At 56.0% G+C, this 20873-nt stretch carries 21 protein-coding genes; 10 read left to right on the top strand and 11 right to left on the bottom strand.

Annotated features, from left to right (window positions below; translation table 11 throughout):
* The first annotated feature begins 11 nt into the window (after nucleotides 1–11).
* Together ACOTY9_RS02020 and ACOTY9_RS02025 are read left to right on the top strand one after the other, a co-directional pair.
* Nucleotides 12–530 carry a 2-oxo-tetronate isomerase gene (locus tag ACOTY9_RS02020; RefSeq protein ID WP_014883786.1) on the top strand — a complete coding sequence of 173 codons (519 nt, stop codon included), beginning with the start codon at nucleotides 12–14 and terminating at the stop codon, nucleotides 528–530.
* A gap of 17 nt (nucleotides 531–547) precedes the next feature.
* On the top strand, nucleotides 548–1534 hold the full coding sequence (locus ACOTY9_RS02025) for an SDR family oxidoreductase (protein ID WP_348565505.1): 987 nt from the start codon (nucleotides 548–550) through the stop codon (nucleotides 1532–1534).
* Here ACOTY9_RS02025 and ACOTY9_RS02030 read toward each other — a convergent pair whose 3' ends face one another.
* The 8 genes from ACOTY9_RS02030 to ACOTY9_RS02065 all read right to left on the bottom strand — a co-directional run bounded on the left by ACOTY9_RS02030 (nucleotide 1535) and on the right by ACOTY9_RS02065 (nucleotide 8071).
* Nucleotides 1535–3160: an alpha-amylase family protein gene (locus ACOTY9_RS02030; RefSeq protein ID WP_045134053.1), complete on the bottom strand. Its 1626-nt coding sequence runs from the start codon at nucleotides 3158–3160 to the stop codon at nucleotides 1535–1537.
* An 8-nt stretch (nucleotides 3161–3168) separates the two neighbouring features.
* The gene (cydB, locus tag ACOTY9_RS02035) at nucleotides 3169–4179 is read right to left on the bottom strand and encodes a cytochrome d ubiquinol oxidase subunit II (protein WP_014883788.1); all 1011 of its coding nucleotides are present in this window, start codon (nucleotides 4177–4179) and stop codon (nucleotides 3169–3171) included.
* A complete protein-coding gene (locus ACOTY9_RS02040; protein WP_014883789.1) occupies nucleotides 4179–5582 on the bottom strand; it encodes a cytochrome ubiquinol oxidase subunit I in 1404 nt (467 codons plus the stop codon). The genes cydB and ACOTY9_RS02040 overlap by 1 nt, the downstream gene beginning before the upstream one ends.
* 68 nt (nucleotides 5583–5650) lie before the next feature.
* Nucleotides 5651–6523 (bottom strand): manganese catalase family protein, encoded by an 873-nt coding sequence (locus ACOTY9_RS02045; protein WP_008502274.1) that lies wholly within the window; start codon nucleotides 6521–6523, stop codon nucleotides 5651–5653.
* Between the two features lie 15 nt (nucleotides 6524–6538).
* The gene (locus ACOTY9_RS02050; RefSeq protein WP_014883791.1) at nucleotides 6539–7045 is read right to left on the bottom strand and encodes a ferritin-like domain-containing protein; all 507 of its coding nucleotides are present in this window, start codon (nucleotides 7043–7045) and stop codon (nucleotides 6539–6541) included.
* 24 nt (nucleotides 7046–7069) lie between these two features.
* A complete protein-coding gene (locus ACOTY9_RS02055; protein WP_023335667.1) occupies nucleotides 7070–7273 on the bottom strand; it encodes a hypothetical protein in 204 nt (67 codons plus the stop codon).
* Between the two features lie 23 nt (nucleotides 7274–7296).
* Nucleotides 7297–7791, bottom strand: a complete 495-nt coding sequence (locus ACOTY9_RS02060; RefSeq protein WP_023337266.1) for a ferritin-like domain-containing protein — start codon at nucleotides 7789–7791, stop codon at nucleotides 7297–7299.
* Between the two features lie 94 nt (nucleotides 7792–7885).
* Entirely contained in the window at nucleotides 7886–8071 is a 186-nt protein-coding gene (locus ACOTY9_RS02065; RefSeq protein WP_014883792.1) for a general stress protein, read from the bottom strand.
* Nucleotides 8072–8598: 527 nt separating this feature from the next.
* On the opposite strand from ACOTY9_RS02065, the gene hglS reads away from it, so the two are divergent.
* Nucleotides 8599–9942, top strand: coding sequence for a 2-oxoadipate dioxygenase/decarboxylase HglS (gene hglS / locus ACOTY9_RS02070; RefSeq protein ID WP_014883793.1), 1344 nt, complete (start codon nucleotides 8599–8601; stop codon nucleotides 9940–9942).
* Between the two features lie 43 nt (nucleotides 9943–9985).
* A complete protein-coding gene (locus ACOTY9_RS02075) occupies nucleotides 9986–11491 on the top strand; it encodes a carboxylesterase/lipase family protein (protein WP_014883794.1) in 1506 nt (501 codons plus the stop codon).
* On the opposite strand, the gene ACOTY9_RS02080 is transcribed toward ACOTY9_RS02075, so the two are convergent.
* Nucleotides 11478–12320, bottom strand: a complete 843-nt coding sequence (locus ACOTY9_RS02080; protein WP_176261080.1) for a LysR family transcriptional regulator — start codon at nucleotides 12318–12320, stop codon at nucleotides 11478–11480. The two genes, ACOTY9_RS02075 and ACOTY9_RS02080, sit on opposite strands and share 14 nt — an antisense overlap.
* Before the next feature lie 114 nt (nucleotides 12321–12434).
* Here ACOTY9_RS02080 and ACOTY9_RS02085 point away from each other — a divergent pair, with 114 nt between their 5' ends.
* The 4 genes from ACOTY9_RS02085 to rimL all read left to right on the top strand — a co-directional run bounded on the left by ACOTY9_RS02085 (nucleotide 12435) and on the right by rimL (nucleotide 16930).
* Complete coding sequence (locus ACOTY9_RS02085; protein ID WP_014883796.1) at nucleotides 12435–13604, top strand: pyridoxal phosphate-dependent aminotransferase; 1170 nt, start codon at nucleotides 12435–12437, stop codon at nucleotides 13602–13604.
* 10 nt (nucleotides 13605–13614) lie between these two features.
* Nucleotides 13615–14388 (top strand): transporter substrate-binding domain-containing protein, encoded by a 774-nt coding sequence (locus ACOTY9_RS02090; protein ID WP_023330389.1) that lies wholly within the window; start codon nucleotides 13615–13617, stop codon nucleotides 14386–14388.
* A 242-nt stretch (nucleotides 14389–14630) separates the two neighbouring features.
* Nucleotides 14631–16286: a glucan biosynthesis protein D gene (locus tag ACOTY9_RS02095; RefSeq protein WP_014883798.1), complete on the top strand. Its 1656-nt coding sequence runs from the start codon at nucleotides 14631–14633 to the stop codon at nucleotides 16284–16286.
* A gap of 104 nt (nucleotides 16287–16390) precedes the next feature.
* On the top strand, nucleotides 16391–16930 hold the full coding sequence (rimL, locus tag ACOTY9_RS02100; RefSeq protein WP_032636568.1) for a 50S ribosomal protein L7/L12-serine acetyltransferase: 540 nt from the start codon (nucleotides 16391–16393) through the stop codon (nucleotides 16928–16930).
* Here the strand turns inward: rimL and ydcK are convergent.
* Nucleotides 16925–17905 (bottom strand): YdcK family protein, encoded by a 981-nt coding sequence (gene ydcK / locus ACOTY9_RS02105; RefSeq protein ID WP_023330392.1) that lies wholly within the window; start codon nucleotides 17903–17905, stop codon nucleotides 16925–16927. The genes rimL and ydcK overlap by 6 nt on opposite strands.
* 122 nt (nucleotides 17906–18027) lie before the next feature.
* On the opposite strand from ydcK, the gene tehA reads away from it, so the two are divergent.
* Nucleotides 18028–19029, top strand: coding sequence for a dicarboxylate transporter/tellurite-resistance protein TehA (gene tehA, locus ACOTY9_RS02110; protein WP_050863042.1), 1002 nt, complete (start codon nucleotides 18028–18030; stop codon nucleotides 19027–19029).
* Entirely contained in the window at nucleotides 19029–19622 is a 594-nt protein-coding gene (gene tehB, locus ACOTY9_RS02115) for a tellurite resistance methyltransferase TehB (protein ID WP_270840802.1), read from the top strand. Before tehA ends, tehB begins: the two co-directional genes overlap by 1 nt.
* On the opposite strand, the gene pepT is transcribed toward tehB, so the two are convergent.
* On the bottom strand, nucleotides 19619–20848 hold the full coding sequence (gene pepT / locus ACOTY9_RS02120; RefSeq protein WP_047344225.1) for a peptidase T: 1230 nt from the start codon (nucleotides 20846–20848) through the stop codon (nucleotides 19619–19621). The genes tehB and pepT overlap by 4 nt on opposite strands.
* Nucleotides 20849–20873 lie beyond the last annotated feature (25 nt).

Here is a 20873-nt window from a genome sequence, read left to right on the forward strand (position 1 = left end):
GAGGCGGCAAAATGAGCAATCTGTTTCACGACGATCATTATACCGTAAGTGAATTAACGAAAAAGCTGGCGAGTAAATTAACCGATGCCGGGCTGCGCTTAACCACGGCGGAATCCTGTACGGGGGGAAAGCTCTCGGTCGCGTTGTGCGCAGAAGAGAACACCGCCGATTTTTATGATGTCGGGCTGGTGGTATTCAGCGATGAAGCAAAAGCGCGGATCCTCGGCGTGCGTTCTGAAACGCTGGCGCGCTATACCGCCGTCAGCGAACCGACGGTGGGCGAGATGGCCGCCAGTATCCGCGATATGGCCCAGGCGGATATCAGCATTGCCATCAGCGGATACGCAGGCCCTGAAGGGGGCGACGATGGGACGGCGGCAGGGACGGTCTGCTTTGGCTGGAATATTTGCGGCGAGACGAAAACCCGCACCGTTCTTTTCTCCGGTGACTGTCAGGACGTGGTGGAAAAAGCGGTGCATTTTGCGCTGGCTGAACTGGTAACAACCTTGTCGGACGACAATATCGGGTAAATTCACGTGGAGGTTGTATGGCTGTCATAGTGATTACTGGCGGGACGGCGGGCGTGGGAAAAGCCACGGCACTGCACTTTGCAAAGGCGGGATACGATGTGGGACTTATCGCCCGCGATGAAGCCAGCCTGCACTCCACTCAGGAGGAATTAAAGCGCTTTGGGGTCAATGCCCACGCGGTGCAGGCGGACGTCGCCGACAGTCAGGCGGTGGTGGATGCCGCTAACGAGATTGAGTATCGCCTTGGGGCGATTGACGTGTGGGTTAACAATGCCATGGGCGCCGTGCTGGCACCGTTTCGCACCCTTACGCCGGATGAGTTTCGTCGTGTGACTGACGTGACCTACCTCGGCTTTGTCAACGGCACTCGCGCCGCGCTGGAGCTGATGGTGCCCCGCGACAGAGGCGTGATTATCCAGGTGGGATCCGCGCTGGCCTACCGTTCCATTCCTTTGCAGTCCGCTTACTGTGGCGCCAAAGCGGCGATCCGCGGCTTCACCGATGCGGTGCGTACCGAACTGATGCATGAAAACAGCCGGGTTCAGCTTTCGATGGTTCAGATGCCGGGGCTTAACACGCCGCAGTTCGAATGGGCGAGGAATAAGTTCGCCTGGGCGATGCGCCCGGTGCCACCGGTTTTTGAGCCCGAAGTCGCCGCCCGCGCCATCTTTAAGGTTGCACAAAAACCGGTACGGGAACTGTGGGTGGGAGGCAGCACGATTCAGTCGATCGTCGGTCAATTTCTTTTCCCGGGTTTACTTGACCGGCTGATGGTTAAAAAAGCCTGGGAAGGTCAGATGACCGACGATCTGAACGCACCGGATCGCCGGGACTATCTTGACCAGCCGGTTAATGATCTGCACAAAATCCATGGCCGTTTTACAGACGAGGCGAAGAACCGAGCCCCGTGCGTCACCTCCGGTATGCCTGGCAAGGTGGCACTGGGCGCCCTCGCGGTGGCGGGGATTATGCTGACCCGCCTGATAATTCGAGGGAGAAGATAATCAGCGCAGCGCGCTACGGTGGGTCCAGAACCAGCGGTAACCGTAGCCGCCAAGAGTGAGCTCGACGGTTTTGCCGCACACCAGCGCGTCGTCGTAGCGTTTGTCCGCGAGACAGGCGGTCCAGGTGGCATTGCGGATCCCTTTTGCGGCGAACTTCACCGGCTGGTCGCTGAAGTTGACGAAGGTCAGGATGCTGCGTTCATCGGTCTCGTAATACAGCCCCAGCACCGCGTCGTGATCGAGGGTAATGAGACGAAAGGGCGCAACGGCAATTTCGGGGAACTCTGAGCGGGTATTGGCAATATCCATGATGCGGTGCAGAAGCGAGTTGCGGTGAAGCAGCGAATCAGCGACGTTGATTTTCTGATAGCGATACGGGCCGCGATCGATGATGGGGGCAATAAATTTTTCCGGGTTGGCCGCGGAAAAACCGCCCCCCGCCGATCCGGCCCACTGCATCGGCGTACGAACGGCGTAACGCTCTTCCAGTTCCAGGTCGTCGCCCATGCCGATCTCATCCCCGTAGCGCATCACCGGGACACCCGGCAGGGAAAAGAGCACGGCGTGACAGAACGCCAGCCGCTTGTGATCGCCATTCAGCATCGGCGCCAGGCGGCGGCGGATCCCGCGCTGATAGACGTTCATCTCTTCGTCAGGGGCGAAGGTATCAAGGACAAACTGCTTATCTTTCTGACTAATGCCCTCCAGATCCAGCTCGTCATGATTGCGCAGCCAGTTGGCAAAACAGCATGAGTCGGGCGGGACGATCATCTTTTTCACCGCATTACGCAGCGGACGGGCGCTTTTCCTCGCCAGGCTGACGTAGAAATACTTATTGAGCCAGAAATTGAGCACCAGATTCAGGCGATCGTTATTGCCGAAGTAGTCTTTATACGTCTTGACGTCGACGTCGACTTCACCAAGCAGGATCGCGTCTGGATTACGTTGCTCAATAAGACGGCGCATATGCTCCAGGATCCACAGCCCTTTTTTTTCGTCACCGTTTCCTGCCTGTCTGGTGAGGTGGGTGGCGGCATCCAGGCGAAAGCCCGACACCCCCAGCTTAAGCCAGAACAGAATGATGTTCTCAATCTCTTTAAGTACCGCAGGCGAGGTCAGGTTCAGGTCCGGCTCATGGCGATAAAACATATGCCGGTAGTACTGTCCCGCCTCGTCGTCCCAGCTCCAGACGCTCTTTTCCACGCCGGGAAACATTGGGGGCGTGTCGTCATCGTCGTTGTCCGACCAGAGGTAGTAATCACGATAGGGGGATGCCGGGTTTCGGCGGGCCTGCTGGAACCACGGATGCGCGTCTGAGGTATGCTGGATCAGCAGCTCAATTATGACCTGCATGCCCAGCTCCCGGGCCTGTTCGATAAAGGCGATGATATCGGCCAGTTTACCGAAGCGCGGATCCACCTGCAGATGGTCGCTAACGTCGTAGCCTTCGTCCAGAAAGGGGGTGAGGTAAAATGGGGTGATCCAGATAACCGTCGCGCCCATGCGGCGGATATAACGCAGCTTGGCCGCAATTCCGGCGATGTCTCCACAACCATCGCCGTTCATATCATAAAACAGTGCGGTATCAATTTGATAAATAATGGCCCGTGTATGCCAGTCTGTCATAGCGTTCCTCAGTGATAGCCTTCAGTATCCGACACTTTGCCCCGGAAGACGTAGTAGCTCCAGGCGGTGTACACCAGAATCACCGGAATGATCAGCAGGGTGCCGACCAGCATAAACAGCTGGCTGGCGGGCGGTGCCGCGGCTTCCCACAGGGTGATATGGGGCGGAATAATGTTTGGCCACAGGCTGATACCCAGGCCGCTAAAACCGAGGAAGATCAGCCCCAGCGTGAGCAGGAAGGGGCGCGAGTGGCTGGCCGGGTTGCGGGTCAGCCGCCAGATCAGCACCGTAAACAGCCCTACCAACAGGGGAACCGGCAGGAACCAGAAGAAGTTGGGCAAGGTAAACCAGCGGTCGGCCACGTACTGCCAGCCAAGCGGCGTCCAGACGCTGACCACCGCAATAACCACCACCAGTGCCAGCAGCACGTGGCGCGTCAGCTCGCGCATGCGGTTTTGCAGTGCGCCTTCACTTTTCATTATGAGCCAGGTGGTCCCCAGCAGCGTATAGGCAACGACCAGCCCGATGCCACAGAAAAGATTGAAGGGCGTCAGCCAGTCAAGCGCAGAGCCGACAAAGCGCCGGCCTTCCACGTCAAAGCCATTGATCACTGCCCCTACGACGATCCCCTGGCTGAAGGTGGCGAGCAAGGACCCGCCTGCGAAGGAGTAGTCCCAGAATTTGCGGTGTGAGGGCGTCGCTTTAAAACGGAACTCAAAGGCGACGCCGCGAAAGATGAGGCCGATGAGCATGGCGGTGAGGGGGATGGTCAACGCATCAATAATCACCGCGTAGGCCAGCGGAAACGCGCCGAACAATCCCGCGCCGCCGAGCACCAGCCAGGTTTCGTTACCGTCCCACACCGGGGCCACGCTATTAACCATCACATCGCGTTCCCTGGCATCGCCCACGAAGTTGAACAGCAGACCGATGCCCAAATCAAAGCCATCCATAATGATGTACATCAGCGTGGCAAAGACGATGATGGCAAACCAGATAACAGCGATATCAACGCCCATCAGATTCTCTCCTGTTCTGAAACGGACTCCGCGGCAGACAGCGGACGGGCGGGAGTGCCCGACGTGTTTGACGTCAGCGTATCGACGGGCTGCGGACCTTTCTTAATCAACCTGATGAGGTAAACATACCCCACGCCGAACACCGACGAGTAGACAACGAAGAAGGCCAGCAAGCTGATGCTCATTTGCAGAGTACTGTGCAGGGAGACCGCATCAATCGTGCGTAGATAACCATAGACCACCCACGGTTGACGGCCCACTTCGGTGGTTACCCAGCCGGCGAGCAGCGCCAGCAGCCCCGCTGGCCCCATGCAGAGCGCAAACCAGTGGAACGGGCGCGAGTGGAAAAGCCGGTGACGGTAGCGTAGCCAGAGGCTGAGCAGACCGAGGGTAATCATCAGCAGCCCCATCCCGACCATGATGCGGAACGACCAGAAAACGATGGTCGAGTTTGGGCGATCTTCTTTCGGGAAATCTTTCAGGGCCGGAACCTGTTTATCCAGGCTATGCGTCAGGATCAGGCTTCCGAGCGCGGGGATCTCGAGGCCGTATTTGGTGCGTTCCTCCTCCATATCCGGCAGGCCAAACAGCAGCAGTGGGGTGGCCTCGCCGGGCGGATTTTCCCAGTGTCCCTCAATGGCGGCGATTTTGGCGGGCTGATGCTCAAGCGTGTTCAGGCCGTGCATATCGCCCACCACCGCCTGGATGGGGGCGACCAGCAGCGCCATCCACATGGCCATCGAGAACATGGTTCGGATGGCGGGCGTATCGTTACCGCGCAGCAGGTGCCAGGCACCCGACGCGCCGACAAACAGCGCGCTGCTCAGAAACGCGGCAATAGCCATATGAATCAGGCGATAAGGGAAGGAGGGGTTAAAGACGATTGCCAGCCAGTCTTGCGGAATGACCTGTCCGTTCTCGATGGTGAACCCCTGCGGCGTATGCATCCAGCTGTTGGAGGCGAGGATCCAGAAGGTCGACATTAAGGTGCCGAGCGCGACCATGCAGGTGGAAAAGAAGTGCAGGCCCGGGCCAACCTTATTCCAGCCGAACATCATTACCCCCAGGAAACCGGCTTCCAGGAAGAAAGCGGTTAAGACTTCATAGGTGAGGAGTGGACCGGTGATACTGCCCGCGAACTGTGAGAATCCGCTCCAGTTGGTGCCAAACTGGTACGCCATGACCAATCCGGAAACGACCCCCATACCGAAGTTAACGGCAAATATCTTTAGCCAGAAGTGATACAGCGATCGCCAGACGTCGTTTTTGGTGCGCAGCCACATGCCCTCCAGCACAACCAGATAGCTGGCGAGGCCGATGGTGATCGCAGGAAAAAGGATATGAAACGAGACGGTAAAAGCGAACTGAATTCTGGCCAGATGGAACGCGTCGAGTTCGAACATGGTCCGTACCTCTGAAACGATGGGGCACGAGAATTGCCGGGCAGTTTATGGCTGCCCGGCAAAACCGATTACGGTTTAGTCTTACCGGCACCCAGCTCGGCACCGGTCAGCGGGTCGGAATGTGGATCGGACTTCGTACGGGCAGACATCGCCTTGACCAGGGTTGCCTGTTCGGTTGTGAGCGTGACGCTTGCGCTGCCATCGCCGCCGTCAACCGCAGGCTGGGGGGACTCAACGTAATCGAAATGTTTATCGCTGTTCCAGCTTCCGCGAACCTCTCCACCTTCAGACATATTGTAGTACTTGTTGGTGAATTCCTCGATTGGCGGCAATTTTCCCGGCGGGAAATTATTACGGATAGACTGCAGCGCCTTCTCAAAGGAGAGCTGATGCGCCGCCTCGCGCGTCATCAGAAACGCCAGGGCATCCTTTACGCCGGGATCGTCGGTCACGTTGATCAGACGTTCATAGATGATTTTCGCTCTGGCCTCTGCTGCCACGTTTGAGCGCAGGTCCGCCGTTGGCTCGCCGATGGTGTCCACGTAGGCCGCCGTCCAGGGCACGCCCGCAGAGTTAGTGAGCGGGGTGCCACCACCGTAGAGCAGGGAGGTAATATGGCTGTCATTGCCGTTTTCGGTCATGGAGCGATACAGCTCGGCCTCGTTTTCCACCCCTTCCGCCAGCGCGCCTTTCGCGCCTTTATTCAGCATGCCCACCAGGGTACCGATGATTTCGAGGTGGCTTAACTCCTCGGTCGCGATATCCATCAGCATATCTTTACGGCCCGGATCGTCATCGCTCAATCCTTGCGTAAAGTACCGGCAGGCGGCAGCCAGTTCGCCCTGCGGCCCACCGAACTGTTCCAGTAAAAGATTGGCGAGGCCTGGGTTCGGTTCAGCAACGCGAACCGTGTATTGCAGCTGTTTAACGTGTCGGAACATGGCGATTCTCCCTGATTATTTTTTTGCTTCGACGCCCGATGCGTCTGAACGCAGCAGGAACTGTTCCGTGGTCTGCGGAATATGACGAATCAACCAGTCGGCCATTTCGCGCTCTTCGGCGAGGATCGTTTCAATAGCGGGTATCGAGGCGGTATCGCCCGCTTTTTTCGCCGCCGCGAGCAGGGAGGTATAGCAGGCGATTTCAAACTGTTCGAAAACATAGCCGCTGATCGACCCCTTAACGATCTCATCAGACGGGAACATGCCGCCGATGGACTGCCCCAGCGCCGCCATTTTGCTCATCGAGTCTTTTAAAACTGAACGAGAAATATCATTCCGGTCGAGGATTTCTTCCAGCAAGGTTATTTGCCGTTTTGTCTCATTAATATGCTGCTCAATTCTGGCGCGAACATCAGGATAATTATCAATACGGCTGGCCATGGATTCCAGCATAGATTCGGCTTGCTTTTCCATCGCATGGGCATCGCGTAGCCAGTCATGGTAGTGTTCTACGTGATTCATCATTGTATCCTCATTAGGGTTCGCTTATTTGGTCTCACTTTCAGCAGCCTGATCGGCACGCGCGGCACTGTAGCCAGACAAATGGCCGACAATATTAGCGTAGATGCTGATGATAATGACCCATAGTACGCTGCTCTTCCACCATATTACGGAAGGGATAGCGAGAATGAACCATATTATAGCTGCCGTTAAATGGCACCGTTTAATTGTCCTGGGACTGATGCTCATTTTATTTAACCTGTGTTATAGCGTCATTTTTGCGCTTTTTGGTTAATATTCCCTACGGCCAGATCGGTGAGTTTAAGGTCGGTCTCTTTTTCTTCTTCCAGTGTTTCTGCAAGAAGCTTAACGGCTTTTTTATAGCCAAGCTGCTCTGCCAGGGTGGCAAGGGTACCGTAGCTGGCAATTTCGTAATGCTCCACTTTTTGGGCTGCGGCAATTAACGCGGCATCACGCACTTCATTTTTTTCCGTGCTTTCGATGACTTCGTTCGCCTCTTCAATTAAGCCTTCCATTGCCACGCATTTCATGCGCTTGAGCTTGATACCATCTTCCTGCTCGATAATCTGATCGATGCGTTCGATCTGACCCTGCGTCTCCTCGAGGTGTGCGGTAAAGGCGGCGCTCAGTTTCTCACTGGACGCGGCCCGCGCAAGCTTGCTTAATGCCCGGGTAAGTTGCTTTTCTGCGCTGTAGGTATCCGACAGAAGATGAATAAATACATCCTCTACACTTTTCATATTCATAATTATTACGCTCCGGTAAAATAAAGAAAGGGTACTGCGAGCTTTTCAGCCCGCAGCATGCTCTCTGGTTTTATTAAAAGAGTACTAAATAAGATCAGGAGTTATCAGATTTACGGCCTCCGCCGTGACTGTTCTGTCCCCCTTTCTTACCCGCTTCAGATGCGCGTTGCGGATCGTTTTTAAAATTACCACCGCTGTGCTGGCCACCTTTACGACCAGCTTCTGATGCTTTTTCACGGTCTTGCGCGAAATTACCTGAACCACCACGATGCTCTGCCATATTAAACCTCATGTTCATATATTGGTTATGTCAGTACGATACGAATATATTTCGTATCACTCGTCGTTCGAGTAATAACTCTAGTCGCTGAGCGCCATTCGTCAAATGCGCTTTGCTATTTGCGGTATCGTTATTTTGAAATAATGAAGGCTTTACGCTTCGCTTACCTTGAAAATATGAAGAGGTGGGAAGGACTTGTAAGCGAAGGGTGGGATTAGTCCTAAGTTTGCACTAAAAATTTGAAAGCTGAGGGTAAAAACCACGGTATGCTCAATCCGATTATTTTACAGACGGTAAGACCTGAAAAACGTACTCCTTTATAGCTATAAAACAGCACCAAAAATAATTATAGGGAAATTCCAGAGAAAAATAACGAGGCGGCAGAACCGTCCTGATAAGGTCTGCTCAAGCTCCGGTAGCACACGGTTTGACCACTGTCGTCTTAAGATCACAAATCAGAAATTCTTCCCCCCGGAAGGAACGGGTTTCTCTACACTCCAGGTAATATTCACTGGAGGCATGACATCATGGCGAACACCATCACGGCTGATGATATTCGGGAACATTTTTCGCAGGCTATGTCGGCGATGTACCAGCAGGAAGTTCCGCAGTACGGCACGTTGCTCGAACTGGTCGCGGACGTAAACCTGGCGGTTCTGGAAAATAACCCGCTATTACATGAACAACTGGCGAACGCCGATGAACTTGCCCGTCTGAACGTGGAGCGCCACGGCGCGATCCGCGTCGGCACGGCGCAAGAGCTTTCCACCCTGCGTCGTATGTTTGCCATTATGGGCATGTATCCGGTCAGCTATTACGATCTCTCTCAGGCGGGGGTGCCGGTTCACTCAACGGCGTTTCGTCCGGTAGATGATGCGGCGCTGTGCCGGAATCCGTTTCGTATCTTTACCTCACTGCTGCGCCTTGAGCTGATAGAAAACGTCCCGCTACGCGAGCGCGCGGCGGAGATCCTTGCTCAGCGGAACATTTTTACCCCGCGCTGTCTGGCACTTCTCGATCTCTGGGAATCAGAAGGGCAGTTTACTGACGTCCAGGCGCGTGAGTTTGTTCAGGAAGCGCTGGAAACCTTCCGCTGGCACCGCCATGCGACGGTCGATCAGGAAACTTATCTGGCACTGCATAACGAACATCGCCTGATTGCGGATGTGGTCTGCTTCCCGGGGTGCCATATTAACCACCTCACGCCGCGCACGCTGGATATTGACCGGGTGCAGGAGCTGATGCCGAAGTATGGTATTGAGCCCAAAATTCTGATCGAAGGGCCGCCGCGTCGTGACGTGCCCGTGTTATTGCGTCAAACCAGCTTCAAGGCGCTCGAAGAGCCGGTGCTGTTTGCCGGTGAACATAAGGGCACCCACACCGCCCGCTTCGGTGAAATAGAACAGCGCGGCGTGGCGCTGACGCCGAAAGGCCGTGAACTGTACGATAGCCTGCTGGCTAAGGCCGGTACCGGCAAAGATAACCTGACGCACCAGCTTCATTTGCGTGAGATTTTCAGCGCCTTCCCGGACAGCGAGCTGTTAATGCGCCGCCAGGAACTGGCTTATTTCCGCTACCGTCTGACGCCCGCCGGGGAAGCCCATCGTCATGCGTTCCGTCCCGGCGACGATCCGCAGCCGCTGATTGAGCGCGGGTGGGTCGTTGCCCAGCCGATTACCTACGAAGATTTTCTTCCGGTCAGCGCCGCCGGGATTTTCCAGTCCAATCTCGGGAATGAAACTCAGGCGCGCAGTCACGGTAATGCCAGCCGCGACGCGTTTGAAGCCGCGCTCGGCTGCCCGGTGTATGACGAATTCTCCCTCTATGAGGAGGCTGAAACGCGCAGCAAACAGCGTTGCGGTTTGCTCTGAAACCGTTACTCTGCAGGGGTGTGATGGAAAAAATAAGGTCGTTATGCAAAATCCTTCCGCCCCTGTGGTTGAAACGCGCCAGGGCGCACTGACTGGTTTAACCGATGAAAATGTCCACCGCTGGTGCGGTATTCCCTATGCTGCACCGCCAGTGGGTGACTGGCGCTGGCGCTCACCGCGTCCACCAGAACGCTGGGATGGCGTTCGCGATGCCACTGCATTTTCGGCCTCAAGCTGGCAAAGCAGCGAATATTGTCAGGAGCTGGGCGGGGGCGATCCCGGCCAGTTCTCTGAAGACTGTCTCTATCTGAATGTCTGGTCCCCCGTCGACCGCCCGGGATCGCTTCCGGTGATGGTCTGGCTGCACGGGGGCGGGTTTACGATTGGTGCCGGTGGCTTGCCACCGTATCACGGCAAATCGCTGGCCGCGCGCGGCGTGGTTGTGGTCACGATTAACTACCGTCTCGGCCATCTCGGCTTTTTCGCCCATCCCGCGCTGGAGGGGGAAGAAGAGCGGGTAGTGCATAATTTTGCTCTGCTTGATCAGATTGCCGCGCTTGAATGGGTGCGGGAGAATATCACCGCGTTTGGGGGCGATCCGCATAACGTGACCCTGTTTGGTGAGTCCGCTGGCGCCCGCAGCGTGCTGTCGTTGCTAGCCTCGCCGCTGGCGGAAGGGCTGTTCCATAAGGCGATAGTCCAGAGTGGATATACCTTGCCCGACACGCCGCGCCAGCTGGCACTGCAAAAAGGGGAAGCACTGGCCGCCCATTTTGGACTGGAAAACGCGACGGCAGAGCAGCTGCGCGCGATCCCGCCTGAGTCATTCTGGCCGCTGACCGCGCCACTCAACATCGCCCCGGCGCCGATCGTCGGGGATTGCGTCCTGCCGGAGGCCATGCTGGATGTTTTTTTCGCTGCCCGCCAGCACCCTGTGCCGGTGATGATAGGTTCTAACAGCGATGAAGCCAGCGTCATGGCGGTGTTTGGCATCGATCTCGCCGGGCAAATCCAGAAACTTCGCCGGGAGCGCCGTTTTGGGCTGGGGCTCATCAAGCTGCTTTATCCGGGTGTGAAAGGCGACGAAGAGCTGGGCAGACAGGTGTGTCGCGATATGGCGTTTACCACCATGGGCTATGTCGTGATGCAGGCGCAGCAGCGTGTCGGCGGGCTTTGCTGGCGTTACTGGTTTGACTATGTCGCTGAAGCGGAGCATGCCACTTATATCAACGGCGCGTGGCATGGCAATGAAGTGCCCTACGTGTTCGATACCCTCGGCCAGGTGGAGCCTTCACGTCAGTATGTCAACGAACGGGATTTACAGTTTGCTGCCAGGGTAGCCGATTACTGGGTAAGCTTTGCGCGCGATGCCGGAACGCATGATAGCCTGTCGGGGCCGACGCACTGGCCCGCGTGCCGCAAAGGACGGGACGTGCTGCTACGTATCGGTGTGAATAAACATGCAGGTTTCCGGCTTGAAAACCGCTTTATGCGCGCGCGCATGAGCCTCTTTAAACGGGTGATGAAGCACCACGTCAGCCTCGATTAAGTAAACAGGCGCGAAACGCCGCCAGACCATTTTCTTCGTCAGGCGTTTCGCGCAGCACCAGCCGGTAGCTCGCGCCGGTTTTTACGCTTGTCTCATAGGGCCGCATCAGCCTTCCGGCACCCACATCTTCTGCCACCAGCGTTTCGTCGGCAATGGCGACGCCCAGCCCCTGAATGGCGGCGGTAATGGCGAGATCCATCGTATCGAAGTGTTGATTTTTGTGCATAACAAACCCGGGACCTTCCTGCTTCGCCAGCCACAGTGACCAGTCGGTCTTATCCCGCGTCGGGTGAAGGAACGTCAGTGAACCCAGCGCTGTACCTGCCCGCAACGGGCTGATGACCGGCGTGAGCGCCTCTTCGAACAGCAGATCGCCTGCGCTCATATGCGTGCCAAACACAATGGCCGCGTCGTAAGATTCGGTTTTGAAATTGACGTTATGATCGGTGGTGGTCGTCAGCGCGATCTGCAGATCCGGATGCGCGTGCTCCACCTCCAGCAGGCGCGGTACCAGCCAGCGCATGGCGCAGGTGGGGGCCTTAAGCCGGATCACGGTATGCTGGCTACGGGCCTGGTCGGCCACGGTCAGCAGCTGTTCGAAAGTGGATTGCAGCTCCGGAAGCAGGGCGCTGCCCTGCGGTGAGAGGCGCAGCCCGCGGGCGTGGCGCTCAAACAGCGGAAAGCCAAACCACGCCTCAAGGGAGGCGATCTTACGGCTCACGGCCCCCTGGGTCAGACACAGCTCTGCGGCGGCATGGGTAAGATTCAGATGACGCGCGGTGACTAAAAATGCGTCGATGGCGTTAAGGGGGAGCGAACGGCGAGACATTGAAACACCTCAGCTATGCATTTTTCTCATGGCTATTATGACAACAATTCGATTGTCCCGGCAACGCACTTGTTGTTTGAATAGTTATGCAATGTCCATGAGAAGGGAAAGAGGATGACTTTACGAACGCCGGTACAAACGCGCTCCAAACTGCCAGATGTGGGGACCACCATTTTTACCGTTATCGGCCAGCTTTCGGCACAGCATAACGCCATTAACCTTTCTCAGGGCGCACCGAATTTTTCCTGTGACCCGAAACTGATTGCAGGCGTCACCCGAGCGATGGCGTCAGGGCATAACCAGTACGCGGCGATGACCGGCCTGCAGCCGCTGAAAGAACGCATTGCCGATAAAATTGCCACGCTCTACGGCACGCAGTATGACCCTGCCAGCGAGGTGCTGGTGACCGCCAGCGCCAGCGAAGGGCTCTATTCAGCGATAAGCGGTCTCGTGCACCCCGGTGATGAGGTGATCTACTTTGAACCGTCCTTTGACAGCTACGCGCCGATTGTCCGTCTGCAGGGGGCTACCCCGATTGCTATCAAACTCACGGTGCCGGATTTTGCCGTCAACTGGGATGAGGTGCGTGCCGCGATCACCCCGCGCACGCGCATGATCATCATTAACACGCCGCACAACCCGAGCGGTCAGGTCTTCTGTGCCAATGACCTGCAACAGCTGGCGGCGCTGACGCGCCAGACCGACATCATTATTTTGTCTGACGAAGTGTACGAACACGTGGTTTTTGACGGTGAACCGCATCATGGAATGGCCACGCACCCGCAGCTGGCGGAGCGCAGCGTGATTATTTCATCTTTCGGAAAAACCTATCACGTCACCGGCTGGCGCGTAGGGTATTGTGTCGCCCCGGCGGTACTGATGGATGAGATTTGTAAAGTCCATCAATTTTTAATGTTCTCTGCCGATACGCCAATGCAGCACGCCTTTGCGGAGCATATGGTCGATCCGCAAACCTGGCTGTCGCTGTCGGCGTTTTACCAGCGTAAGCGCGATCTGCTGCACGGTCTGCTGGCCGATTCGCCGTTTACCCTGCTACCGAGCGCCGGGTCGTTCTTCATGCTGGCGGATTACAGCGCGTTCAGCGATGAGCGCGACAGCGAGCTGGTGAAACGGCTGATCGTGGAGTACGGCGTTGCCACCATTCCGCTGTCGGCGTTTTATGCGGACGGTACGGATAATAAATTGATTCGTCTCTCTTTTGCGAAAGATGAGGCGACGTTACGGGCAGGTGCCCAGGCCCTGTGTCGGGTTAAATCACGCTGAGGAGTATAAGATGAAATTACGCGCGTTAGTCGTCGGCATGGGATTGCTGTGTACCTTTTCGTCCTTCGCGGCGACCGAGCTGCGTTATGGTCTGGAAGCGGAATATCCGCCGTTTGAAAGCCGTAATGCCTCAGGCGAACTGGAAGGGTTTGACGTTGAGCTGGGGAATGCCATTTGCAAAGCGGCAGCGCTGAAGTGCAGCTGGGTGGAAACCTCGTTTGACGCGCTGATCCCGGGCCTGGTGGCGAAGAAATTCGACGCCATTAATTCGGCGATGAATATCACCGAGCAGCGCCGCAAGAGCATTGATTTTACCCAGCCGATTTACCGCATTCCGTCGCAGCTGGTCGGCAAGGCCGGTACGGCGGTAGAAGCGACCCCAGAAGGGCTGAAGGGGAAAACCATTGGCGTGCTGCAGGGCTCAATTCAGGAAACCTATGCGAAAGAGCACTGGGAAAAGCAGGGTGTCACCGTGGTGTCTTATAAAGATCAGAATATGGCCTGGGGCGACCTGCTTAATGGCCGTATCGACGCCTCGCTGGTGATGTCCGCGGCCGGGCAGGCGGGTTTCCTCAGCAAGCCGCAGGGGAAAGGGTTTGGCTTCATCGGCAAACCGGTGTCTGACGACACTATCCTCGGGAGTGGGATCGGTTTTGGGTTGCGTAAAGGTGACGAGGCCACCAAAAAGCAGCTTGATGCCGCGATTGATAAAGTGCGTGCCGACGGCACGATCGCTAAACTCGCTGATAAGTACTTTCCGGGTATCGATGTCAGCGTAAAATAACCGCCTCATTAGCCCCGGCGATCGATGTCGCGTCGGGGCATTTTTCTACACATTTTCCAGGCTTTCTTTACACCACTTTCGGGCCGTTCTGGTCGACAGAAAATATTTCTCACTTTGTTCAGATAATCATCGGCCAACAATTGGATTCTTAACCATTTTTGTTTAGGCTGTGCGTTCTTTCTTGCCGTCATTTCGCCGAGCGCGAAACACATTCACACGACCATAAGGACGTTTTTCCAGGCATGAATCGCAGACGTTTTCTAAAAGGCTCGCTGGCAGTGGCAGCCCTGAGCGGCACCTCTGGCCTTGCTTCCCTGTTTTCCAAAGCGGCATACGCTGCTGACTCTGACATCGCTGACGGTCAGAGCCGTCGTTTTGACTTCTCCGTACTGCAATCCATGGCGCATGACCTGGCGAAAACCCCGTGGGGTGGTGCGCCACGTCCGCTGCCGGACACGCTGGCCACCATGACGCCGCAGGCGTACAACGCCATCCGCTACGATGAGAAGCAGTCTCTGTGGAACAACATTGAAGGACGTCAGCTGGACGTGCAGTTCTTCCATATGGGAATGGGGTTCCGCCGCCGCGTGCGGATGTTCTCGCTGGACCAGTCGACCTCTATGGCGCGTGAGATCCACTTCCGACCAGAGTTGTTCAGCTACGGTGAAACCGGTGTGGATACCAAACAGCTGGAAGGGCAAAGCGATCTTGGCTTTGCAGGCTTCCGCGCCTTTAAGGCGCCGGAACTGGCGCGTCGCGATATCGTCTCTTTCCTCGGCGCAAGCTATTTCCGTGCGGTTGACGATACCTACCAGTACGGCCTTTCCGCGCGCGGTCTGGCGGTAGACACCTTTACTGACACGCCGGAAGAGTTCCCGGACTTCACCTCATTCTGGTTTGAAACCGTTAAGCCAGGTGACACCACGTTTACCGTCTATACGCTGCTGGACAGCCCGAGCATCACCGGTGCCTATAAGTTCGTGATCCACTGCGAGAAGAGCCAGGTGATCATGGAGGTGGAAAACCACCTCTATGCGCGTAAAGACATTAAACAGCTCGGCATCGCGCCGATGACCAGTATGTTCAGCTGCGGCAATAACGAACGACGCATGTGCGACACCATTCACCCACAAATCCATGACTCAGACCGTCTGGCGATGTGGCGCGGCAACGGAGAGTGGATCTGCCGTCCGCTGAACAACCCGCAGAAGCTGCAGTTCAACGCCTATATGGACAAAAATCCGAAAGGGTTCGGCCTGCTGCAGCTGGATCGTGATTTCTCGCACTATCAGGACGTGATGGGCTGGTATAACAAGCGTCCAAGCCTGTGGGTAGAACCGCGCAACGACTGGGGTAAAGGCGCGGTTGGTCTGATGGAGATCCCGACCACCGGTGAAACGCTGGATAACGTGGTCTGCTTCTGGCAGCCGGAGAAAACGGTGAAAGCGGGCGACGAGCTGGACTTTAAATATCGCCTGTACTGGAGCGCAATGCCGCCGGTGCGTTCCCCGCTGGCTAATGTTTTCGCCACCCGCACCGGCATGGGCGGTTTCCCGGAAGGCTGGGCGCCGGGTGAAAATTACCCGAAAGTGTGGGCGCGCCGCTTTGCTATCGACTTTGTCGGTGGCGACCTGAAGGCCGCTGCGCCAAAAGGCATCGAGCCGGTGATTACTCTCTCCAGCGGTGAGGCGAAGCAGGTTGAGATCCTGTACGTAGAACCGTTTGACGGTTATCGCATTCTGTTTGACTGGTACCCAACCTCGGATTCGACCGAGCCGGTAGATATGCGCCTGTTCCTGCGCTGTCAGGGGGATGCCATCAGTGAAACCTGGCTGTATCAGTATTTCCCGCCAGCGCCGGATAAACGTCACTACGTTGATGACCGGATAATGCGTTAATCCTTGTGGGATTGTGCCGGGTGGCGCTAACGCTTACCCGGCCTACAAATGCGTCCAGAGTAGGCCGGGTAAGCGTTAGCGCCACCCGGCAATTGAGGGGCACCATGTCTGCAGAAATTATCCCCGTTACCCAGAATATCGAGCTTCGCGCCGTCGAAGAGCGCTATACCGCCGATCTCCATCACCTCGTCGTCAAAAACAAAACCTGGCTGCAAACTGCCTTTGACTGGGCGCAGCACGTGGGCGCGGAAGAGGATACCCGCCGCAATGTGCTAAGTAACCAGATGCTGCACCAGCGCGGCTACGCCAAAATGTTTTTGATCTGGCGGGATGATGCGCTGGTCGGCGTGCTGTCGTTTAATTCGATAGAGCCTGCCAACAAAGCGGGTTATATCGGTTACTGGCTGGACGAGGCGCACCAGGGGAAGGGGATCCTCTCTCAGTCATTGCAGGCGTTTATGCGCTATTACGCTGAGCGCGGCGAGATCCGCCGTTTTGTGATTAAGTGCCGGGTGGCGAATCAGAGCAGCAACAACGTTGCCCGGCGCAACGGTTTTACGCTGGAAGGGTGCCTGCGGGAAGCGGAATACCTGAATGGCCGCTTTGACGATGTGAACATCTACGGAAAAATTTTTACCCTATAACGCCCCCAGCAGCGGTGTGCGGGTGATGCGCTGGTCGCCGTTAATCACCTTTTCGCCACGCAGGTGAATGCTCTCACCCGAAAAGGCTTCAATGACCGCATCGTCGGTGATTTCAACCCGATGCTCGATCAACACATCGCCGCTGATCCGGGCGCGTCCCTGAATCACCACTTTATCGTCAAGCATGATCGGCCCCCCGCGCAGCCATGCCTGACCGCCGATCAGGACGTGGTGCTTAATGACGCAGTTGCCTTCCACGACGGCATTTTCCGCCACCTGCGAACTGTAGCGCACGGTGGGGATGGCGTCGTCGTCGAAACCGGCAATCAGACGGGCGTGACCATATACCTTTGCGCAGTCGCACACCCAGACGTTATTGAGATCGTTCCCTTCGAGGATCGCACTGTCGAATACCTCAGCGCGGTGTTCAATAAACGCATTGTTCACCATCGCTTCGCCGTAGATCTGTGCCTGATGCACAACGCGCGACCGGCTTACCGTCGCTTTGTCATAGATTTGCAGGATCTGGTCGTGGTCCGGCGTCAGTCCTTTGGCGGCGATGATGACGCTGTTATGCAGGATGCGCGCGTCGCCGAAGATGTGGCACTCACCCCGCACGCAGGAGTGCTGAATGGTGACGTTGTCACTTATCCGCGCGCCGTGACTGACTTCGGCGCTGTCCAGCCAGCAGTGACCGCTGATGCGGGCGTCATGGCTGACGGTACAGGGCAGGGTCAGGCGCGCGTGATCCGACACGGTAGCACCGGCGAACACCACGCTGTTCTCGTCATAGATCCAGCAATCCCCATTCTGTGACAGGGCGCGCGCGTCATCAATCCAGCCACCTTTCGTACCGGCCGTGACATCGTTAAAATCTGCCGTGGCGATGATCTGCCGTAAGGTTGTCGTGTGGGTTGTTTCGCCGCTTTTCCATTGCCAGAGGCGGGTTTCATCGCTGAGCCGATACTTTTTCATCGTGTGATCCCTGATAAGCGTCTTCACTAAACGTAGCAAACTTTTGGTTTTTCGTTGTGCTGGCTTCCGTTGCGGAAACCCCTTAAAATGGCATTTAAAATACATTTTAAAAATTAAAATTAATGGATAAACTCAATCCCCCACAGAAAGTGCTTAACTTGCCCGCTGGGTATTTTGGCATGGTGCTTGGCATCATTGGCATGGGTTTCGCCTGGCGATACGCCAGCACGCTCTGGCCGGTGACACGGTGGCCGGGTGATGCGCTGGTGGCCCTTGCCGTTACGTGCTGGTTTTTGCTGACGGTGGCCTTTATCATCCGCGCGATCCGTTTCCCGCGCAGCGTGCTGGCAGAGATGAGGCATCCGGTGATGAGTAGCTTTGTCAGCCTTTTTCCGGCGACGACGATGCTGGTCGCCATCGGTTTTGTGCCCTGGTGCCGCCCGATTTCAGTCGTGCTTTTTGGCGTGGGGGTGGTGACACAGCTGTCTTATTCCGCCTGGCAAAGCGCGGGACTCTGGCGCGGCAACCATCCGCAAGAAGCCACGACGCCGGGTTTATATTTGCCAACCGTGGCGAATAATTTTATTAGCGCCATGGCGTGCGGCGCCCTGGGGTTTAACGACGCCGGTTTCGTGTTCCTGGGGGCGGGTGTCTTCTCCTGGCTCAGCCTGGAGCCGGTTATACTTCAGCGCCTTCGCAGTGCCGGAGAACTTCCAACCGCGCAGCGCACCTCTTTGGGGATTCAGCTTGCGCCCGCGCTGGTGGCCTGTAGCGCCTGGTTTAGCGTTAACGGCGGTGAAGCCGACACCTTTGCCAAAATGTTGTTCGGTTATGGCCTGTTGCAACTGCTGTTTATGCTGCGTCTGTTGCCCTGGTACATATCCCAGCCGTTTAATGCTTCTTTCTGGAGTTTCTCCTTTGGTATATCCGCACTGGCAACCACCGGGCTGCATCTGGGGCACAGCAGCCCGTCGGGCTTTTTCCACGTGATTGCCGTACCGCTTTTTATCTTCACCAACGTCATCATTGGGATCCTGTTGGTCCGTACTTTTATTCTACTGCTTCAGGGCAAACTTCTGCTGCGCACTGAAAAAGCACTGCTTATGCAATCTGAGGAAAAATAATGTCCGTCGATGAAAATTACTTCACAGAGAAATATGGTTTAACCCGTACACACTCAGAGGTGGTGTACAGCGCGGGGATCGTGAAACCGGGTAAAACCCTGGATCTGGGCTGTGGCAATGGCCGTAACAGCCTTTATCTGGCGGCCAACGGGTACGAGGTCACTGCCTGGGATAAAAATCCGATGAGCATCGATAATATCGAGCGCATCAAAGCGGCAGAAGGCATTGAGAATCTTCACTCGGCCATCAAGGATCTCAACAACCTGAGCATTGACGGCGAGTATGACTTTATTCTGTCTACCGTGGTGCTGATGTTCCTGGAGGCAAAAACCATTCCGGGTCTTATCGCCAATATGCAGCGTTGCACCAAACCTGGCGGTTATAACCTGATCGTTGCCGCGATGGACGCGGCGGATTATCCGTGCACCGTCGGCTTCCCGTTTGCGTTTAAAAGCGGTGAACTGAGCAACTACTATGAAGGCTGGGAGTTGCTCAAATACAACGAAGAGGTTGGCGAACTGCACCGCACCGATGAACACGGCAACCGCATCAAGCTGCGCTTTGCTACGATGCTGGCGCGCAAGCCTGCTTAACGCGCGGCCAGCAGGCAGAGTTGCAGGGCAGTGTGGTAAGACGCCTCGAACGACGACAGCGGCAAGAATTCAAACTTCGAATGGAAGTTATGTGCGCCGGTGAAGAAGTTCGGGGTGAGCAACCCTTTTGCCGAGAGCGCTGCGCCGTCTGTACCGCCGCGCATCGGCGTCGGTTTTGGGGTGATACCCAGTGATTCCATCGCCGCAAACATTAGATCGATGGCACGCCTGTCTTCGCCAATCGCATTGCTGATATTGCTGTAAGTCTCTTCAATGCGATAGTCCACTTTTGCCGTCGGATACCGGGCGGCGATCCGGGCGGCGACATCAGCAATCTGCTGCTTGCGGGAAGCAAAGTTGTCCTTGTCAAAGTCCCGAATATTGGCCTTCAGAACGGCCTCGTTCTGCCCGGCCTGAATGCCGTTAAACCAGATGTAGCCTTCACGGCCCTCCGTGCACTCTGGCGTTTGCTGGCGGTCAAACTGGTTGATAAAGTCGGTCGCCATTAATAACGGGTTTACCAGCACCCCTTTAGCAGACATCGGGTGCGCCGTTACGCCGGTAAAGCGGATCTCAGCGGCTGCCGCATTAAAATTCTCATAGACAATCTCCCCCAGCTCGCAGCAGTCGATGGTCCAGGCAAAGTCGACATCGAAGCGTTTCAGATCTAACGCTTTTGCCCCCTTAAGGCCAGTCTCTTCGTCGGGGACAAACGCGACCACAATGTCGCCATGTTTATGCTCAGCGGTCAGGTTTTCCAGCACGGTCATGACCACGGTCACCGCTGCTTTATTATCTGCGCCTAATACGCTGGTACCGTCGCTGAAAATAATCTCTTCATTCGGGTAAGACAGAATTTCCGGATGCTCACTTACCCGTAGCCAGATCCCTTTCTCTTTATTCAGACAGAGATCTTCACCGGTAAACGTTAATATTTGTGGATGAATATCCGGCGATAATCCCACGTCCACGGTATCAATGTGAGTAATAAATCCAATGCGCGGTCCGCCGGGTACATTACCTTTTTTAACCGCCGTTACCGTGGCGAATTCGTCGATCACAATGTCGTCTAAACCCAGCTGTGCCAGCTCCTGCGCCAGCTCTCGTGCCATCTCGTGCTGCCCCGGTGTTGAGGGTAAGGTTTTGACGCTGGGATCGCTCTGACTGGTAATGGCGAGATAGCGGAAAAAACGATGTGTTAATTGTCTGGAAAGCGGCGTGCCCATAGTGTTTTCTTCCTTATTTATTTTT

It is taken from the genome of Enterobacter cloacae complex sp. SHL012 (genome assembly GCF_049237505.1).
GTDB lineage: Bacteria > Pseudomonadota > Gammaproteobacteria > Enterobacterales > Enterobacteriaceae > Enterobacter > Enterobacter kobei.

What these genes read in the sequence shown, in the direction of transcription:
- ACOTY9_RS02080 (WP_176261080.1), bottom strand. Translation starts at nt 12,320, where the DNA reads ATGTCTCGCCGTTCGCTCCCCCTTAACGCCATCGACGCATTTTTAGTC.
- tehB (WP_270840802.1), top strand. Translation starts at nt 19,029, where the DNA reads ATGTCCGTCGATGAAAATTACTTCACAGAGAAATATGGTTTAACCCGT.
- ydcK (WP_023330392.1), bottom strand. Translation starts at nt 17,905, where the DNA reads ATGAAAAAGTATCGGCTCAGCGATGAAACCCGCCTCTGGCAATGGAAA.
- ACOTY9_RS02095 (WP_014883798.1), top strand. Translation starts at nt 14,631, where the DNA reads ATGAATCGCAGACGTTTTCTAAAAGGCTCGCTGGCAGTGGCAGCCCTG.
- ACOTY9_RS02055 (WP_023335667.1), bottom strand. Translation starts at nt 7,273, where the DNA reads ATGAGCATCAGTCCCAGGACAATTAAACGGTGCCATTTAACGGCAGCT.
- pepT (WP_047344225.1), bottom strand. Translation starts at nt 20,848, where the DNA reads ATGGGCACGCCGCTTTCCAGACAATTAACACATCGTTTTTTCCGCTAT.
- ACOTY9_RS02030 (WP_045134053.1), bottom strand. Translation starts at nt 3,160, where the DNA reads ATGACAGACTGGCATACACGGGCCATTATTTATCAAATTGATACCGCA.
- ACOTY9_RS02040 (WP_014883789.1), bottom strand. Translation starts at nt 5,582, where the DNA reads ATGTTCGAACTCGACGCGTTCCATCTGGCCAGAATTCAGTTCGCTTTT.
- ACOTY9_RS02060 (WP_023337266.1), bottom strand. Translation starts at nt 7,791, where the DNA reads ATGAATATGAAAAGTGTAGAGGATGTATTTATTCATCTTCTGTCGGAT.
- ACOTY9_RS02075 (WP_014883794.1), top strand. Translation starts at nt 9,986, where the DNA reads ATGCAAAATCCTTCCGCCCCTGTGGTTGAAACGCGCCAGGGCGCACTG.
- ACOTY9_RS02050 (WP_014883791.1), bottom strand. Translation starts at nt 7,045, where the DNA reads ATGAATCACGTAGAACACTACCATGACTGGCTACGCGATGCCCATGCG.
- ACOTY9_RS02085 (WP_014883796.1), top strand. Translation starts at nt 12,435, where the DNA reads ATGACTTTACGAACGCCGGTACAAACGCGCTCCAAACTGCCAGATGTG.
- rimL (WP_032636568.1), top strand. Translation starts at nt 16,391, where the DNA reads ATGTCTGCAGAAATTATCCCCGTTACCCAGAATATCGAGCTTCGCGCC.
- ACOTY9_RS02090 (WP_023330389.1), top strand. Translation starts at nt 13,615, where the DNA reads ATGAAATTACGCGCGTTAGTCGTCGGCATGGGATTGCTGTGTACCTTT.
- ACOTY9_RS02020 (WP_014883786.1), top strand. Translation starts at nt 12, where the DNA reads ATGAGCAATCTGTTTCACGACGATCATTATACCGTAAGTGAATTAACG.
- ACOTY9_RS02045 (WP_008502274.1), bottom strand. Translation starts at nt 6,523, where the DNA reads ATGTTCCGACACGTTAAACAGCTGCAATACACGGTTCGCGTTGCTGAA.
- ACOTY9_RS02025 (WP_348565505.1), top strand. Translation starts at nt 548, where the DNA reads ATGGCTGTCATAGTGATTACTGGCGGGACGGCGGGCGTGGGAAAAGCC.
- ACOTY9_RS02065 (WP_014883792.1), bottom strand. Translation starts at nt 8,071, where the DNA reads ATGGCAGAGCATCGTGGTGGTTCAGGTAATTTCGCGCAAGACCGTGAA.
- cydB (WP_014883788.1), bottom strand. Translation starts at nt 4,179, where the DNA reads ATGGGCGTTGATATCGCTGTTATCTGGTTTGCCATCATCGTCTTTGCC.
- tehA (WP_050863042.1), top strand. Translation starts at nt 18,028, where the DNA reads ATGGATAAACTCAATCCCCCACAGAAAGTGCTTAACTTGCCCGCTGGG.
- hglS (WP_014883793.1), top strand. Translation starts at nt 8,599, where the DNA reads ATGGCGAACACCATCACGGCTGATGATATTCGGGAACATTTTTCGCAG.